At 70.6% G+C, this 14,068-nt stretch carries 9 protein-coding genes; 7 read left to right on the top strand and 2 right to left on the bottom strand.

Translation table 11 applies throughout. The annotated features are described in order from the left end of the window. Positions 1-7: 7 nt before the first annotated feature. Both ACIDOF_RS04165 and ACIDOF_RS04160 read right to left on the bottom strand, forming a co-directional pair. Positions 8-1,198: an ADP-ribosylglycohydrolase family protein gene (locus tag ACIDOF_RS04165; protein WP_409004259.1), complete on the bottom strand. Its 1,191-nt coding sequence runs from the start codon at positions 1,196-1,198 to the stop codon at positions 8-10. Continuing rightward, positions 1,195-2,199, bottom strand: coding sequence for an ADP-ribosylglycohydrolase family protein (locus tag ACIDOF_RS04160; protein ID WP_409004258.1), 1,005 nt, complete (start codon positions 2,197-2,199; stop codon positions 1,195-1,197). Before ACIDOF_RS04160 ends, ACIDOF_RS04165 begins: the two co-directional genes overlap by 4 nt. A 247-nt stretch (positions 2,200-2,446) precedes the next feature. Here ACIDOF_RS04160 and ACIDOF_RS04155 point away from each other — a divergent pair, with 247 nt between their 5' ends. The 7 genes from ACIDOF_RS04155 (at position 2,447) to ACIDOF_RS04125 (ending at position 13,965) form a co-directional block, all read left to right on the top strand. Beyond that, the gene (locus ACIDOF_RS04155) at positions 2,447-3,178 is read left to right on the top strand and encodes a VIT1/CCC1 transporter family protein (RefSeq protein WP_409004257.1); all 732 of its coding nucleotides are present in this window, start codon (positions 2,447-2,449) and stop codon (positions 3,176-3,178) included. Positions 3,179-3,552: 374 nt separating this feature from the next. Next, positions 3,553-8,061, top strand: a complete 4,509-nt coding sequence (gene gltB, locus ACIDOF_RS04150) for a glutamate synthase large subunit (protein ID WP_409004486.1) — start codon at positions 3,553-3,555, stop codon at positions 8,059-8,061. Beyond that, positions 8,054-9,514 carry a glutamate synthase subunit beta gene (locus ACIDOF_RS04145; RefSeq protein ID WP_409004256.1) on the top strand — a complete coding sequence of 487 codons (1,461 nt, stop codon included), beginning with the start codon at positions 8,054-8,056 and terminating at the stop codon, positions 9,512-9,514. The genes gltB and ACIDOF_RS04145 overlap by 8 nt, the downstream gene beginning before the upstream one ends. Before the next feature lie 471 nt (positions 9,515-9,985). After that, on the top strand, positions 9,986-11,281 hold the full coding sequence (locus tag ACIDOF_RS04140; RefSeq protein ID WP_409004255.1) for an extracellular solute-binding protein: 1,296 nt from the start codon (positions 9,986-9,988) through the stop codon (positions 11,279-11,281). Between the two features lie 13 nt (positions 11,282-11,294). After that, entirely contained in the window at positions 11,295-12,308 is a 1,014-nt protein-coding gene (locus tag ACIDOF_RS04135) for a carbohydrate ABC transporter permease (protein ID WP_409004254.1), read from the top strand. Further along, positions 12,305-13,120, top strand: a complete 816-nt coding sequence (locus tag ACIDOF_RS04130; RefSeq protein WP_409004253.1) for a carbohydrate ABC transporter permease — start codon at positions 12,305-12,307, stop codon at positions 13,118-13,120. Before ACIDOF_RS04135 ends, ACIDOF_RS04130 begins: the two co-directional genes overlap by 4 nt. A 119-nt stretch (positions 13,121-13,239) precedes the next feature. Next, positions 13,240-13,965: a vWA domain-containing protein gene (locus ACIDOF_RS04125; protein WP_409004252.1), complete on the top strand. Its 726-nt coding sequence runs from the start codon at positions 13,240-13,242 to the stop codon at positions 13,963-13,965. The last annotated feature ends 103 nt before the right edge of the window (positions 13,966-14,068 follow it).

Here is a 14,068-nt window from a genome sequence, read left to right as displayed (position 1 = left end):
GCGGGGGTCAGTTGTTGCGGGGGCGCGACAGGAGGTCGGCCAGTTCGGTGCCCAGCTCCACCAGATCGGTCCCCGCGAGCCGCGGCAGCGCGCAGCCCGACAGGGTGCGGCAGGCGTCCCGCCAGCTCTTCGGCACGCACTCCGCGCCGCCGAGCGCCCCGGTCAGCGCGCCCGCCAGCGCCGGCGCCGAGTCCGCGACCCGCGACAGGCAGGCCGCGGCGGGCACGGCCTCGGCGAGGCTGCCGCGGGCGGCGGTGGCCAGGGCGAGCGCCACCGGCACGGTCTCGGCGGCGGCGATCCCGTAGCTGTAGACGTGGTCGACGATCTGGTGCTCCAGGAGCGGTACGAGCGCGAAGGTGCCGTTCTCCTCGTTGTGCCGCGCGAGGTGCACGGCGAGCCGGGCGTTGCGGCCGATCTCGGTCTCCTGCGGGAGCTGGTCGAGCGCGGCGTCGACGGCCTCGTCCACGTCCGGTCGTACGAGGGCCACGGAGACCGCGGCGGCGAGGGCGCGAGCGCCGTGCACGCCGTCGCCGTCCTGGGTGTAGCGGGCGTCGAACTCGGCCAGGAGTGCGGCCTGTCGAGGGTCTCCGGGGTGTACGGCGGCGAGGACGGCGGCGCGCACGCAGGCTGCGTCGTCGAAGAAGTGCGGGTTGTCGTGCCCGGTCGCGGGCGGGCGCAGTCCGGTGGCGAGATTCCCGAGCCCGGCGCGTACGGAGATCCGCGCGCGCAGCGGGATCCGCGCCGACTCGACCTCGGGGGCGCGGTCGGCGGCCGCGGCGATCTGCGCGGCGAGGATCTGCCAGTGCTGGTCGATGGCGGCCCGCACATCCGCCGTGCCGTCAACTGCCGCCGCCAGTACGGCGGTCGCGGTGTACGCGGCCCACTCGGCGTCGTCGGAGGGGCCGAGGCGGAGGGGTTCCGGGGGCTGGTTGAGGGCGATGGGGACGGGGAGGGTGGTGGTGGCGTTCTGCTCGGCGAAGGTGTCGAGTTCGCGGGTCAGTCGCCTCGTCCACTCGGGCATGCGGGCGGCACGGTGTCTGGCCGCGGGCCAGCCCGCCGCGTCGCCCGCGGCGAGGCCGAGGAGGAGCCCTTGGAGTTTCGTGCGGGTGGGTGGGGGTGCGGGCGGGGCTTGTCGTTCGGCGCACTCGGCACGGGTGGGCACAGCGGGTGCGGCAGGCGCGGCCGGTTCACCGGTCATGACGTCTCCTCCGGCGTCAGCAGGTCCGCGATGTCCAGGACGTGGTAGCCCGCCATCGACGGGAGGCAGGTGCCGCGGACCGGGCCGATGGCGGTGGCCCAGTCCGCGGGGATCGCGGAGACCGTGCGGACCGCGCCCGCGAGCGCGCCCGCGAGGGCGGCCGTCGTGTCCGCGTCGCGGCCCATGTTGACCGCGGTCAGCACCGCCTCGCGGAAGTCGCCGCGGGCCGCCGCGAACGCGCCGAAGGCGAGGCCGACCGCCTCGGGCGCGAGGTCCGTCCACGGGTAGCCGCCGATGACGACCGCCTTGCGGACCGCGCGTTCCCCGCCCGGCGCGGCCACCACCGCGCGGCGCAGCGAGCGGGACGTCCAGGAGTCCATCGGGATCACCGACAGGGCCGCGCCGATCACCGCGGCCGGGCCCTCGCCGGCCATGGCCGCGGCGACCCCGGCCGCGATCGCCTGGGCGCCGTAGATGCCCTCGCCGTCGTGGCTGACCGTGCCGTCGATGGCGACCAGGCGGGCCGCCTCGGCCGGGGCGCCCGCCGCGAAGACGCCGAACGGGGCCGCGCGCATCGCCAGGCCGTCGGACCAGGCGTGCCGGTGCTGGGCGGTGACGGGGGCGGCGAGGCCCCGGCGGAGGTTCTCCAGGGTGCCGCGTTCGCTGAAGCCCGCCCCGCGGAACGGGCCCTCGTCGACGTCCGCGATCCACCGGTGCCAGGCCTTCTCGGCGTGCGCCACGGTCAGGGCCGAGCCGTGCCGGGCGAGCAGCAGGCCCGAGAAGATCGCGTACTCGGTGTCGTCCGTGCCCGCCGGGTCCTCGGCGACGAAGCCCTCGACGCGGCCCCAACGGGCGCGGATCTCCGAGGGCTTCATGTTCTCGACCGGGGCGCCGAGCGCGTCGCCCACGGCGAGGCCGAGCAGCGCGCCGCGTGCGCGGGACCGGAGTTCCGTCGCGTCGCCGGGTGCGGGGGCCGGGAAATCGCATGCAATCGACGCCATGGCAGATGCGTTCCACGCGAGCCCGCCCGGTGCCCGCCCGGCCGCGTACGTCACTCCTTCGACGCTTCGGAAAAAGGCCGTACGGCACCGCCGTGAAGGGACGAAAGCCCTGGTAAGTACGGCCTTCCTTGCTGGCGAGGGGGATTTTTCGGGCGTACTTTCGAAGGCGTGAAGGGGGCCCGGGGAGGGTCCCGGAGGGGAGCGGGGAGCGCGGTACCCCGGCTCGGCGAAAGGAGCACCACCGGCGATGTCGATCATCGACAACGAGGCGACGCTGCACGTGGCACACCGGGACAACCACACGCACCGCGACGTGAACGGCGGCTGGCTGCGGCCGGCCGTGTTCGGTGCGATGGACGGTCTGGTGTCCAACCTGGCGCTCATGACGGGCGTCGCCGGCGGCTCCGTCTCGCAGCAGACCATCGTCATCACCGGTCTCGCGGGCCTGGCCGCGGGCGCGTTCTCCATGGCCGCCGGTGAGTACACCTCGGTGGCGTCCCAACGCGAGCTGGTGCAGGCCGAGTTGGCGGTGGAGCGGCGGGAGCTGCGCAAGCACCCGAAGGACGAGGAGAAGGAGCTCGCCGCGCTGTACGAGGCGCGCGGCGTCGAGCCGAAGCTCGCCCGCGAGGTGGCCCGGCAGCTGTCCCACGACCCGGAGCAGGCCCTGGAGATCCACGCCCGCGAGGAGCTCGGCGTCGACCCCGGGGAACTGCCCTCGCCGCTGGTGGCCGCGGCCTCGTCGTTCGGCGCGTTCGCGCTCGGCGCGCTGCTTCCCGTGCTGCCGTATCTGCTCGGGGCGAGTGCGCTGTGGCCGGCCGTGGTCCTCGCGCTGGCGGGGCTCTTCGGGTGCGGTGCGGTGGTGGCCCGGGTGACCGCGCGGTCCTGGTGGTTCAGCGGGCTGCGGCAGCTGGCGCTCGGCGGCGCCGCGGCCGGTGTGACGTACGCCCTGGGCACGCTGTTCGGTGCGGCTCTAGGATGAGCGCGCGAAGGTCTATGCAATGGGATGCATAACCAATCGTTACTCGGCGGTTTCGGTTGCTCGAACGCCGGGCATGAGCCGTAAGCGCTGTGGGCAACGAAGCTCCGGCGCATCGGGTCCACGGTCGTTGATCTGTCCGTATCGGCCCCTGTTTCACCGCGCGAGCCCGCTCGTGGGTGTCCGCATGATGGAACGAAGTATCCGGTTTCCGAGAAAGCCTCCATCATGTAATCTGCACGAAATTTTGCGCACCGCGAGGGCCAACGTCGTCCCTCGGCACATGCACACACTGCACATTTGCCTCGACGACGACGGGAGTGCCGATGCGTTCCGACGCCTGGTCGCCCATGGACGGTCGCCCCGCCCCCCAGGGGATGTACGACCCCCGTAACGAACACGACGCCTGTGGTGTCGGGTTCGTGGCCACCCTCACTGGTGTGGCCAGCCACGAGCTGGTCGAGCAGGCGCTCACCGTACTGCGCAATCTGGAACACCGCGGCGCCACCGGCTCCGAGCCCGACTCGGGTGACGGCGCCGGCATCCTGCTCCAGGTTCCCGACGCCTTCCTGCGCGAGGCCACCGGCTTCGAGCTCCCGGAGGCGGGCGCGTACGCCGTAGGCATCGCCTTCCTGCCCGTGGACAGCGCGGACGAGACCGCCGCCCGCATCGAGGCCATCGCCGCCGAGGAGGGCCTGAACGTCCTCGGCTGGCGGGACGTGCCGGTCGCGCCCGAGCTGCTCGGCGCCTCCGCCCGCTCCACGATGCCGGTCTTCCGCCAGCTCTTCGTCGGCGACGGGACGAGCACGGACATCGCGCTCGACCGCAAGGCGTTCGTGCTGCGCAAGCGCGCCGAGCGCGAGGCCGCGACGTACTTCCCGTCGCTGTCCGCCCGCACGATCGTCTACAAGGGCATGCTGACCACCGGCCAGCTGGAGCCCTTCTTCCCGGACCTGTCCGACCGCCGGCTCGCCTCGGCCGTCGCGCTCGTCCACTCCCGCTTCTCCACGAACACGTTCCCGTCGTGGCCGCTCGCCCACCCGTACCGCTTCGTCGCGCACAACGGTGAGATCAACACCGTCAAGGGCAACCGGAACTGGATGCGGGCCCGCGAGTCGCAGCTCGCCTCGGACCTGTTCGGTTCGGACAAGCTGGACCGGATCTTCCCCGTCTGCACCCCGGACGCCTCCGACTCCGCGTCCTTCGACGAGGTGCTCGAACTCCTGCACCTGGGCGGCCGTTCGCTGCCGCACTCCGTCCTGATGATGATCCCCGAGGCCTGGGAGAACCACGCCTCGATGGACCCGGCCCGGCGCGCGTTCTACCAGTTCCACTCCACGATGATGGAGCCCTGGGACGGCCCCGCCTGTGTCACCTTCACCGACGGCACCCAGGTCGGCGCCGTGCTCGACCGCAACGGCCTGCGTCCAGGGCGTTACTGGGTCACCGACGACGGCCTCGTCGTCCTCGGCTCCGAGGTCGGCGTCCTCGACATCGACCCCGCGAAGGTCGTCCGCAAGGGCCGCCTGCAGCCCGGCAAGATGTTCCTCGTCGACACCGCCGAGCACCGCATCGTCGAGGACGACGAGATCAAGGCCGCCCTCGCCGCCGAGAACCCGTACGCGGAGTGGCTGGAGGCCGGCGAGATCGAGCTCTCCGACCTGCCCGAGCGCGAGCACATCGTGCACACCCACGCCTCGGTCACCCGCCGCCAGCAGACCTTCGGCTACACCGAGGAGGAGCTGCGCGTCCTGCTCACGCCGATGGCCAAGTCCGGTGCGGAGCCGATCGGGTCGATGGGCACGGACACCCCGATCGCGGCCCTGTCCGAGCGCCCCCGGCTGATCTTCGACTACTTCACGCAGCTGTTCGCCCAGGTCACCAACCCGCCGCTGGACGCCATCCGCGAAGAGCTGGTCACCTCGCTGCACTCCTCGCTCGGCCCGCAGGGCAACCTCCTGGAGCCGACCGCGGCCTCCTGCCGCTCGGTCACCCTGCCCTTCCCGGTGATCGACAACGACGAGCTGGCCAAGCTCATCCACATCAACGCCGACGGCGACATGCCGGGCATGAAGGCCGTGACCCTGTCCGGCCTGTACCGGGTCTCCGGCGGCGGCGACTCCCTCGCCGCCCGCATCGAGGAGATCTGCGCCGAGGCCGACGCGGCCATCGAGGGCGGCGCCCGCCTGATCGTCCTCTCCGACCGGCACTCGGACGCCGAGCACGCCCCGATCCCGTCGCTGCTGCTCACCGCGGCCGTCCACCACCACCTCATCCGTACGAAGCAGCGCACCCAGGTCGGCCTGCTCGTCGAGGCCGGCGACGTCCGCGAGGTCCACCACGTCGCGCTGCTCATCGGGTACGGCGCCGCCGCCGTGAACCCGTACCTGGCGATGGAGTCCGTCGAGGACCTGGTCCGCGCCGGCACGTTCCTGCCCGGCGTCGAGGCCGAGCAGGCCATCCGGAACCTGATCTACGCCCTCGGCAAGGGCGTCCTCAAGGTCATGTCGAAGATGGGCATCTCGACCGTCGCCTCCTACCGCGGCGCCCAGGTCTTCGAGGCGGTCGGCCTCGACCAGGCCTTCGTCGAGAAGTACTTCAACGGCACCACCACCAAGATCGGCGGCGTCGGCATCGACGTCATCGCCGACGAGGTCGCCGCCCGCCACGCCAAGGCCTACCCGGTCTCCGGCGTCCCCTCGGCGCACCGCGCCCTGGAGATCGGCGGCGAGTACCAGTGGCGTCGCGAGGGCGAGCCGCACCTCTTCGACCCGGAGACGGTGTTCCGCCTCCAGCACTCCACGCGCCAGCGCAAGTACGACATCTTCAAGCAGTACACCTCGCGCGTGGACGAGCAGTCCGAGCGCCTGATGACGCTGCGCGGCCTGTTCGGCTTCAAGTCGGACCGCCCGTCGATCCCCGTCGACGAGGTCGAGCCGGTCTCCGAGATCGTCAAGCGCTTCTCCACCGGCGCCATGTCGTACGGCTCGATCTCCCGCGAGGCGCACGAGACCCTCGCCATCGCCATGAACCAGCTGGGCGGCAAGTCCAACACCGGTGAGGGCGGCGAGGACCCGGAGCGGCTCTACGACCCGGCCCGCCGGTCCTCCATCAAGCAGGTCGCCTCCGGCCGCTTCGGCGTGACCTCGGAGTACCTGGTCAACGCCGACGACATCCAGATCAAGATGGCCCAGGGCGCCAAGCCCGGCGAGGGCGGCCAGCTGCCCGGCCACAAGGTCTACCCGTGGGTCGCCAAGACGCGGCACTCCACGCCGGGCGTCGGCCTGATCTCCCCGCCGCCGCACCACGACATCTACTCCATCGAGGACCTGGCTCAGCTGATCCACGACCTCAAGAACGCCAACCCGGCGGCCCGCATCCACGTGAAGCTGGTCTCCGAGGTCGGCGTCGGCACCGTCGCCGCGGGTGTGTCCAAGGCGCACGCGGACGTCGTGCTCATCTCCGGCCACGACGGCGGTACGGGCGCCTCGCCGCTCACGTCGCTGAAGCACGCCGGTGGGCCGTGGGAGCTGGGCCTCGCCGAGACCCAGCAGACCCTGCTGCTCAACGGCCTGCGCGACCGCATCGTCGTGCAGACCGACGGCCAGCTGAAGACCGGCCGCGACGTCGTCATCGCCGCGCTGCTCGGCGCCGAGGAGTTCGGCTTCGCCACCGCGCCGCTCGTCGTCTCCGGCTGCGTCATGATGCGCGTCTGCCACCTCGACACCTGCCCGGTCGGCATCGCCACGCAGAACCCGACGCTGCGCGAGCGGTTCTCCGGCAAGGCCGAATACGTCGTGAACTTCTTCGAGTTCATCGCGCAGGAGGTCCGCGAGCTCCTCGCCGAGCTCGGCTTCCGCTCCATCGAGGAGGCCGTCGGCCACGCCGAACTCCTCGACACCGAGCGGGCCGTGAGCCACTGGAAGGCGCAGGGCCTCGACCTGGAGCCGCTGTTCCACGTGCCCGAGCTGCCCGCCGGCGCCGTCCGCCACCAGCTGGTCGAGCAGGACCACGGCCTGGAGAAGGCGCTCGACAACGAGCTGATCAAGCTCGCCGCCGACGCCCTCGCCGCGGACAGCGCACAGGAGGCCCAGGCGGTCCGCGCGCAGGTCCAGATCCGCAACATCAACCGCACGGTCGGCACCATGCTCGGCCACGAGGTGACGAAGAAGTTCGGCGGCGCGGGCCTGCCCGACGACACCGTCGACATCACCTTCACCGGCTCGGCCGGCCAGTCCTTCGGCGCGTTCGTGCCGCGCGGTGTGACGCTGCGCCTGGAGGGCGACGCCAACGACTATGTGGGCAAGGGCCTTTCGGGTGGCCGCATCGTGGTCCGCCCGGACCGCGGCGCCGACCACCTCGCCGAGTACTCGACCATCGCCGGCAACACCATCGGCTACGGCGCGACCGGCGGCGAGATCTTCCTCCGCGGCCGGGTCGGCGAGCGCTTCTGCGTCCGCAACTCCGGTGCCACGGTCGTCTCCGAGGGCGTGGGCGACCACGGCTGCGAGTACATGACCGGCGGCCAGGCCGTCGTCCTCGGCGAGACCGGCCGCAACTTCGCGGCGGGCATGTCCGGCGGTGTCGCGTACGTCATCGACCTGGACGCCGACAACGTCAACTCCGGCAACGCCGCGGCCGTCGAGGCCCTCGACGAGACCGACAAGCAGTGGCTGCACGAGGTCGTGCGCCGCCACCACGAGGAGACCGGCTCCACGGTCGCCGAGAAGCTGCTCGCCGAGTGGACCGTCGCGGTGGACCGCTTCAGCAAGATCATCCCCAGTACGTACAAGGCAGTGCTCGCCGCCAAGGACGCCGCCGAGCTGGCCGGGCTCCCCGAGTCCGAGACCCACGAGAAGATGATGGAGGCGGCGATCAATGGCTGACCCGAAGGGCTTCCTCAACCACGGCCGCGAGGTCGCCGAGACCCGCCCCGTCGGCGAGCGGGTGCGCGACTGGAACGAGGTCTACGTTCCCGGCTCGCTGCTCCCGATCATCTCCAAGCAGGCCTCGCGCTGCATGGACTGCGGCATCCCGTTCTGCCACAACGGCTGCCCGCTCGGGAACCTGATCCCCGAGTGGAACGACTACGCGTACCGCGAGGACTGGTCCGCGGCCTCCGAGCGGCTGCACGCCACGAACAACTTCCCGGAGTTCACGGGCCGCCTGTGCCCCGCCCCGTGCGAGTCGGCGTGTGTGCTCGGCATCAACCAGCCGGCCGTGACCATCAAGAACGTCGAGGTCTCGATCATCGACAAGGCGTGGGACGCGGGCGACGTGGCCCCGCAGGCGCCGGAGCGGCTGAGCGGCAAGACGGTCGCGGTGATCGGTTCCGGTCCCGCCGGCCTCGCCGCCGCCCAGCAGCTGACCCGGGCCGGTCACACGGTCGCCGTGTACGAGCGCGCGGACCGCATCGGCGGGCTTCTCCGGTACGGCATCCCCGAGTTCAAGATGGAGAAGCGGCACATCAACCGCCGTATCGAGCAGATGCGCGCGGAAGGCACCAAGTTCCGCACCGAGATCGAGATCGGCCGCGACATCGACGCCGCGAAGCTCCGCAAGCGGTACGACGCGGTCGTCATCGCCGCCGGCGCCACGGTCTCGCGTGATCTCCCGGTCCCCGGGCGCGAGTTGAACGGCATCCACTTCGCGATGGAGTACCTGCCGCTCGCCAACAAGGTGCAGGAGGGCGACTACGTGGCGCCCCCGATCACCGCCGAGGGCAAGCACGTCGTCGTCATCGGCGGCGGCGACACCGGCGCGGACTGCGTCGGCACCGCCCACCGCCAGGGCGCGGCCTCCGTCACCCAGCTGGAGATCATGCCGAAGCCGGGCGAGGAACGGAACGCCAACCAGCCCTGGCCGACGTTCCCCATGCTCTACAAGGTCACCTCCGCGCACGAGGAGGGCGGCGAGCGGGTCTACTCCGTCTCCACCACCCACTTCGAGGGCGACGAGGACGGCAACGTCCAGTTCCTGCACCTCGTCGAGGTGGAGTTCAAGGACGGCAAGCTGGAGCAGAAGCCGGGGACGGAGCGTCGCATCCCCGCTCAGCTGGTCACCCTCGCGATGGGCTTCACCGGCACGGACCAGGAGAACGGCCTCGTCTCGCAGTTCGGCCTGGAGCTGGACGCACGCGGCAACATCGCCCGCGACGCGGACTTCGCGACCAACGTCCCCGGTGTGTACGTCGCCGGTGACGCGGGCCGCGGCCAGTCCCTCATCGTCTGGGCCATCGCCGAGGGCCGCTCCGCCGCCCGCGGCGTGGACCGCTACCTGACCGGGGCGTCCGACCTCCCCGCCCCCATCCGGCCCACGGACCGCGCCCTCACGGTGTGATTCGTACGGCCCCTGTGGACGCTCCGTACAACGGCGTACGGACCTGACGCAGCGCCTGCCTTCACTGTCCCCGACCGGACGCGAGGCGGGCGCTGCGGCGTTTTTTCCTCCCAGTGGCCGCAGCCCCTGGCCCCCGCTTCGTCGACTCGTTCTTCGTCTGCCGCGCCGTCGTGGCCGCTCGCGCAGTTCCCCGCGCCCCTGTCGGGGCTCAATCCAGCCCCTCCGGCGTCTGAGGAGCGGGGGTCTGGGGGCGGAGCCCCCGGTTGCGGGAAGGGGCGGGGTGGGGAAAACGGTCACCACGTTGCACGTCCTGCAACCCCCGAAGCGCATGTTGCACCCCCCGCAATGACAATCACGGTTCGGCCGCGTATCCGGATGGGTCTAGACCGGCTCCTCGCGACGTGGTGAGAATCACTTGCAGCGGGGGTCACCGAGACCTCCCTCATGGACCGCCATCCAGGAGGCGCCGGTATGAAGCGACGTGTCATCGCGGCGGGGATCGCCCTGACGCTCGGCCTGACCGCGACGGCATGCGGCGAAGGGTCGGGCGACGGAGGGGACGCCACCGACGGCAAGGGCAAGACCCTCACCGTATGGATCATGGAGGGCACCAACCCGGACGCGCGGCCCTTCTTCAAGGAGGCCGCGGCGGCGTTCAAGAAGAAGACCGGCGCGGACATCAAGGTCGAGTACCAGCAGTGGGCCACCGCCCAGAAGAAGTTCACGACCGCGATCGAGGGCGGCGCCGACCAGGTGCCCGACGTCGCCGAGGTCGGCACCACCTGGGTGCCGCAGTTCGCCGAGACGGGTGCGCTCGTCGACGTCACCGGCCAGGTGGAGAAGTCCGGGCTGAGCGACGACCTGGTGGAGGGCCTGAAGGACGCGGGCACGCTCGACGGCAAGCAGTACGGCATGCCCTGGTACGCGGGCGTCCGCTCGATCGTGTACCGCAAGGATCTCTTCGAGAAGCACAAGATCAAGCCGCCGACGAACTGGAAGGAACTGACGGCCGCCGCGAAGACCCTGAAGGAGAAGGAGCCCGACAAGGTCGCCTTCCCCGTCGCGGGCGGCGCCGAGATGTTCGCGACCGCGTTCATCTGGGGCGCGGGCGGCGAACTCGCCACCGAGAAGGGCGGCAAGTGGAAGTCGGCGATCAACTCGCCGAAGTCCGTCGAGGGCATCGAGTACTACACCGGCCTCGCCACCAAGGAGAAGGTCTCCCCGGCCAAGGTCAACACCTGGACCGAGAAGGAGGTCGGCGACGCCTGGAACAAGGGCCAGATCTCCATGGCCGTCGGCGGCAACTGGACCCCGAAGGCCATCGTCGAGGCCAACCCCGACCTCAAGGGCAAGCTCGGCGCCGTCCCGATCCCCGGGAAGGACGGCGGCATGAGCCGTTCCTTCCTCGGCGGCTCCTACCTCTCCACGTTCGACACCGAGAACAAGGACCTGGCCTGGGAGTTCGTGAAGCTCCTCAGCACCGGCGAGTTCGCCGCCAAGTGGGCCGAGCAGACCAACTACTTCCCCGGCCAGAACTCCGAGCTGGAGAAGGTCGCCGCGAAGAAGGACCCGCTGGTCGAGCCGTTCGCCCAGCAGATGCTGGAGGCCGGCGCGACCGTCCCGAAGACCAAGGCGTACGGCGAGATCCAGGCGTCGCAGGTCGTCACCGGCATGGTCCAGTCGATCCTGAGCGGCAAGGCGAGCGTCCAGGAGGCCGCCGACAAGGCCGCCGAGGACATGGACGCGATCTTCGCCAAGGACGAGTGAGGACGGCGCGCAGGTGAAGCCCAGCAAGACGCTCATCGACGGGCGCGGCCCGGACGCCGGGGAGATCCTGGCGGACGGCCGCCCCGCCCCCGCGCCCCGGACGACCGACAAGGGCGCGCTCCGCCGGCGCCGGCGCGCCGAACTCACCCGCCCCTGGCTCCTGTTGGCGCCCGCCCTGATCGTCCTGGCCGGACTGCTGCTCTGGCCGCTCGTCCAGGTCGGCAAGCTCTCGCTGCAGGACTACGAGGTCAAATTCGGCGGCGGCGTCGGCACGTTCACCGGGCTCGACCACTACGCCGACCTGCTCACCAGCGGGCTGCTGTGGAAGACGGTCCTGCCCAACACGGTGTTCTTCGCCGTCGCCTGCGTCGGACTGACCATCGCGCTCGGCACGCTCGTCGCCCTGCTCCTCAACCGGCTCGGCACCACCTGGCGGGTCGTCTGCTCGGTCGCGATCCTCGCCGCCTGGGCGATGCCCGCCGTCACCGGGACGTACGTCTGGATCTGGCTGTTCCAGCCGCAGGACGGGCTGTTCTCCCAACTGGCGGGCGCCGTCGGCCTGATCGACCCGGAGACCACCAACTGGTTCACCGAACGGCTGCCGTTCTACGCCATCGCGACCCTCAACGTGGTCCACCACGGCTTCCCGTTCGTCGCCATCACCGTCCTCGCCGGACTCCTCACCATCCCCAAGGAGTTGTACGAGGCGGGCATGCTGGACGGCGCCAACGCCTGGCAGCGGTTCTGGAAGATCACCGTGCCGACCATCAAGCCGGTGTTCCTCGTCGTCACGATCCTGTCGACCATCTGGGACTTCAAGGTGTTCACCCAGATCTTCGTGATGCCCGGCGGCAACGGCTCCAACCCGGACGTCTACAACCTCGGCGTCTTCTCGTACATCGAGGCCTTCGCCAAGAACGACTACGGGACCGGGGCGGCGGCGGCCGTGCTGCTCACGCTGCTGCTGCTCGCCATCACCATCGTCTACATCCGGACGCTGTTCCGGCAGGGGGAGGAGGACCTGTGAGCCTGCGTCGTCTCGGACTCGGCGCCGCCGTCGCCGCGCTGCTCGTCTTCACGCTCTTCCCCGTCTACTGGATGGTCTCCACCGCGCTCGACCCGAAGGCCCTCACCCGCGGCTCCGACCTGCTGCCCAGCGGCCTCACCCTCGACCACTTCCAACTGGTCTTCCAGCGCGGCAACTTCGGCACCTACCTGCTGAACTCGGCGCTCGTCGGCGGCGCCACGATCCTCGCGGCCGCGCTGCTGTCGCTGTTCGCGGCGATCGCGGTGGCCCGGTTCAAGTTCCGCTTCCGGACCTCCGTACTGATCATGATCCTGATCGTGCAGATGGTGCCGCTCGAAGCCCTCGTCATCCCGCTCTTCATCCAGATGCGGGACTACGAGATGCTCAACTCGCTGCTCGGCCTGAGCGTCGTCTACATCGCGCTGTCGCTGCCGTTCGCGATCTGGACGCTGCGCGGGTTCGTGGCGACCGTGCCGAAGGAGGTCGAGGAGGCCGCGTACATCGACGGGGCGTCCTGGCCGCGGATGTTCTGGTCGGTGCTGCTGCCGCTGGTCGCGCCCGGCCTCGTCGCCACGTCGATCTTCGCGTTCATCACCGCGTGGAACGAGTTCGTGTTCGCGTACACCTTCATGAAGGACAGCGAGAAGTACACGGCCGCCGTGGGCATCTACCAGTTCTTCGGCGAGAACTCGACGGCCTGGGGGCCGGTGATGGCCAGCTCCACGCTCGTCACGCTGCCGGTGATGATCTTCTTCGTGGTCGTCCACCGCAAGCTCGGCTCCGGACTCGCCGCCGGAGCGGTCAAGGGCTAGGCCCGAGGCCACGTCTGGTGCGGGCCTTTCGGTGACATCGCCGGGGGCCCGCACCCATGTCCTGCGCCTGCCGTAGCCTGCGACCCGTAGCCGCCGGCCGTACGTACAGGAGTCGCCGCATGCCGTCCGCCATCAGCCTGCGCAAGGTCGAGGAGCAGGCGCCGGCCCTCGTCGACCTCTACAAGCGCGCCGGCGTCAGCCTCACCAAGCACGGCCTCGACTCCGCCCGCGCCGCCGTCTACCTGGTCCTCGACTACTCCGGCTCGATGCGCCCGTACTACGCCGACGGCACCGTCCAGGGGTTGGCGGAGCGGGTGTTGGGGCTCTCCGCGCACCTGGACGACGACGGGCGCGTGCCCACCGTGTTCTTCTCCACCGACATCGACGCCGTCGAGTCGATCGGCCTCGACGACCACCGCGGCCGCATCGAGGACATCGTGTCCCGGCTCGGGCACATGGGGAAGACCAGCTACCACCTGGCCATGGACGCCGTCATCGACCACTACCTCGACAGCGGCTCCACCGACCCGGCGCTCGTCGTGTTCCAGACCGACGGCGGCCCGATCAGCCGCCCGGCCGCCGAACGCTACCTCTGCAAGGCCGCCAAGCTGCCGCTGTTCTGGCAGTTCATCGGCTTCGGCGACCCCGACAGCAAGCAGTTCGACTTCCTCCGCAAGCTCGACGAGCTGCCCGTTCCCGGCCGCCGCGTCGTGGACAACGCGGGCTTCTTCCACGCCGGCAAGAACCCCCGCAAGATCAAGGACTCGGTTCTCTACGACCGGCTCGTCGCCGAGTTCCCGCAGTGGCTGGCAGCGGCCCGGGCACGCGGGATCGTGTCGTGTTAGGGTTACGGAGTTGCAGTTTTGGTACCCATGAACGTTATGTGCGCCTGACCGGAATGTTCCGCAGGCGCATTTTTGTTTTCCGGCCGTTCCGGTTTCATTCCGG

Origin of the sequence: Streptomyces sp. Da 82-17 (assembly GCF_046098215.1) — a bacterium.
Taxonomy (GTDB): Bacteria; Actinomycetota; Actinomycetes; order Streptomycetales; family Streptomycetaceae; genus Streptomyces.
The sequence above is the reverse complement of the archived record's forward strand: the minus strand, read 5'-3'. Positions and strand labels throughout refer to the sequence as shown.

Bases quoted from the DNA above. Each gene is read 5' to 3' on its own strand.
- ACIDOF_RS04145 (WP_409004256.1), top strand. From the start codon at position 8,054: ATGGCTGACCCGAAGGGCTTCCTCAACCACGGCCGCGAGGTCGCCGAG.
- ACIDOF_RS04160 (WP_409004258.1), bottom strand. From the start codon at position 2,199: ATGGCGTCGATTGCATGCGATTTCCCGGCCCCCGCACCCGGCGACGCG.
- ACIDOF_RS04155 (WP_409004257.1), top strand. From the start codon at position 2,447: ATGTCGATCATCGACAACGAGGCGACGCTGCACGTGGCACACCGGGAC.
- gltB (WP_409004486.1), top strand. From the start codon at position 3,553: ATGTACGACCCCCGTAACGAACACGACGCCTGTGGTGTCGGGTTCGTG.
- ACIDOF_RS04140 (WP_409004255.1), top strand. From the start codon at position 9,986: ATGAAGCGACGTGTCATCGCGGCGGGGATCGCCCTGACGCTCGGCCTG.
- ACIDOF_RS04165 (WP_409004259.1), bottom strand. From the start codon at position 1,198: ATGACCGGTGAACCGGCCGCGCCTGCCGCACCCGCTGTGCCCACCCGT.
- ACIDOF_RS04125 (WP_409004252.1), top strand. From the start codon at position 13,240: ATGCCGTCCGCCATCAGCCTGCGCAAGGTCGAGGAGCAGGCGCCGGCC.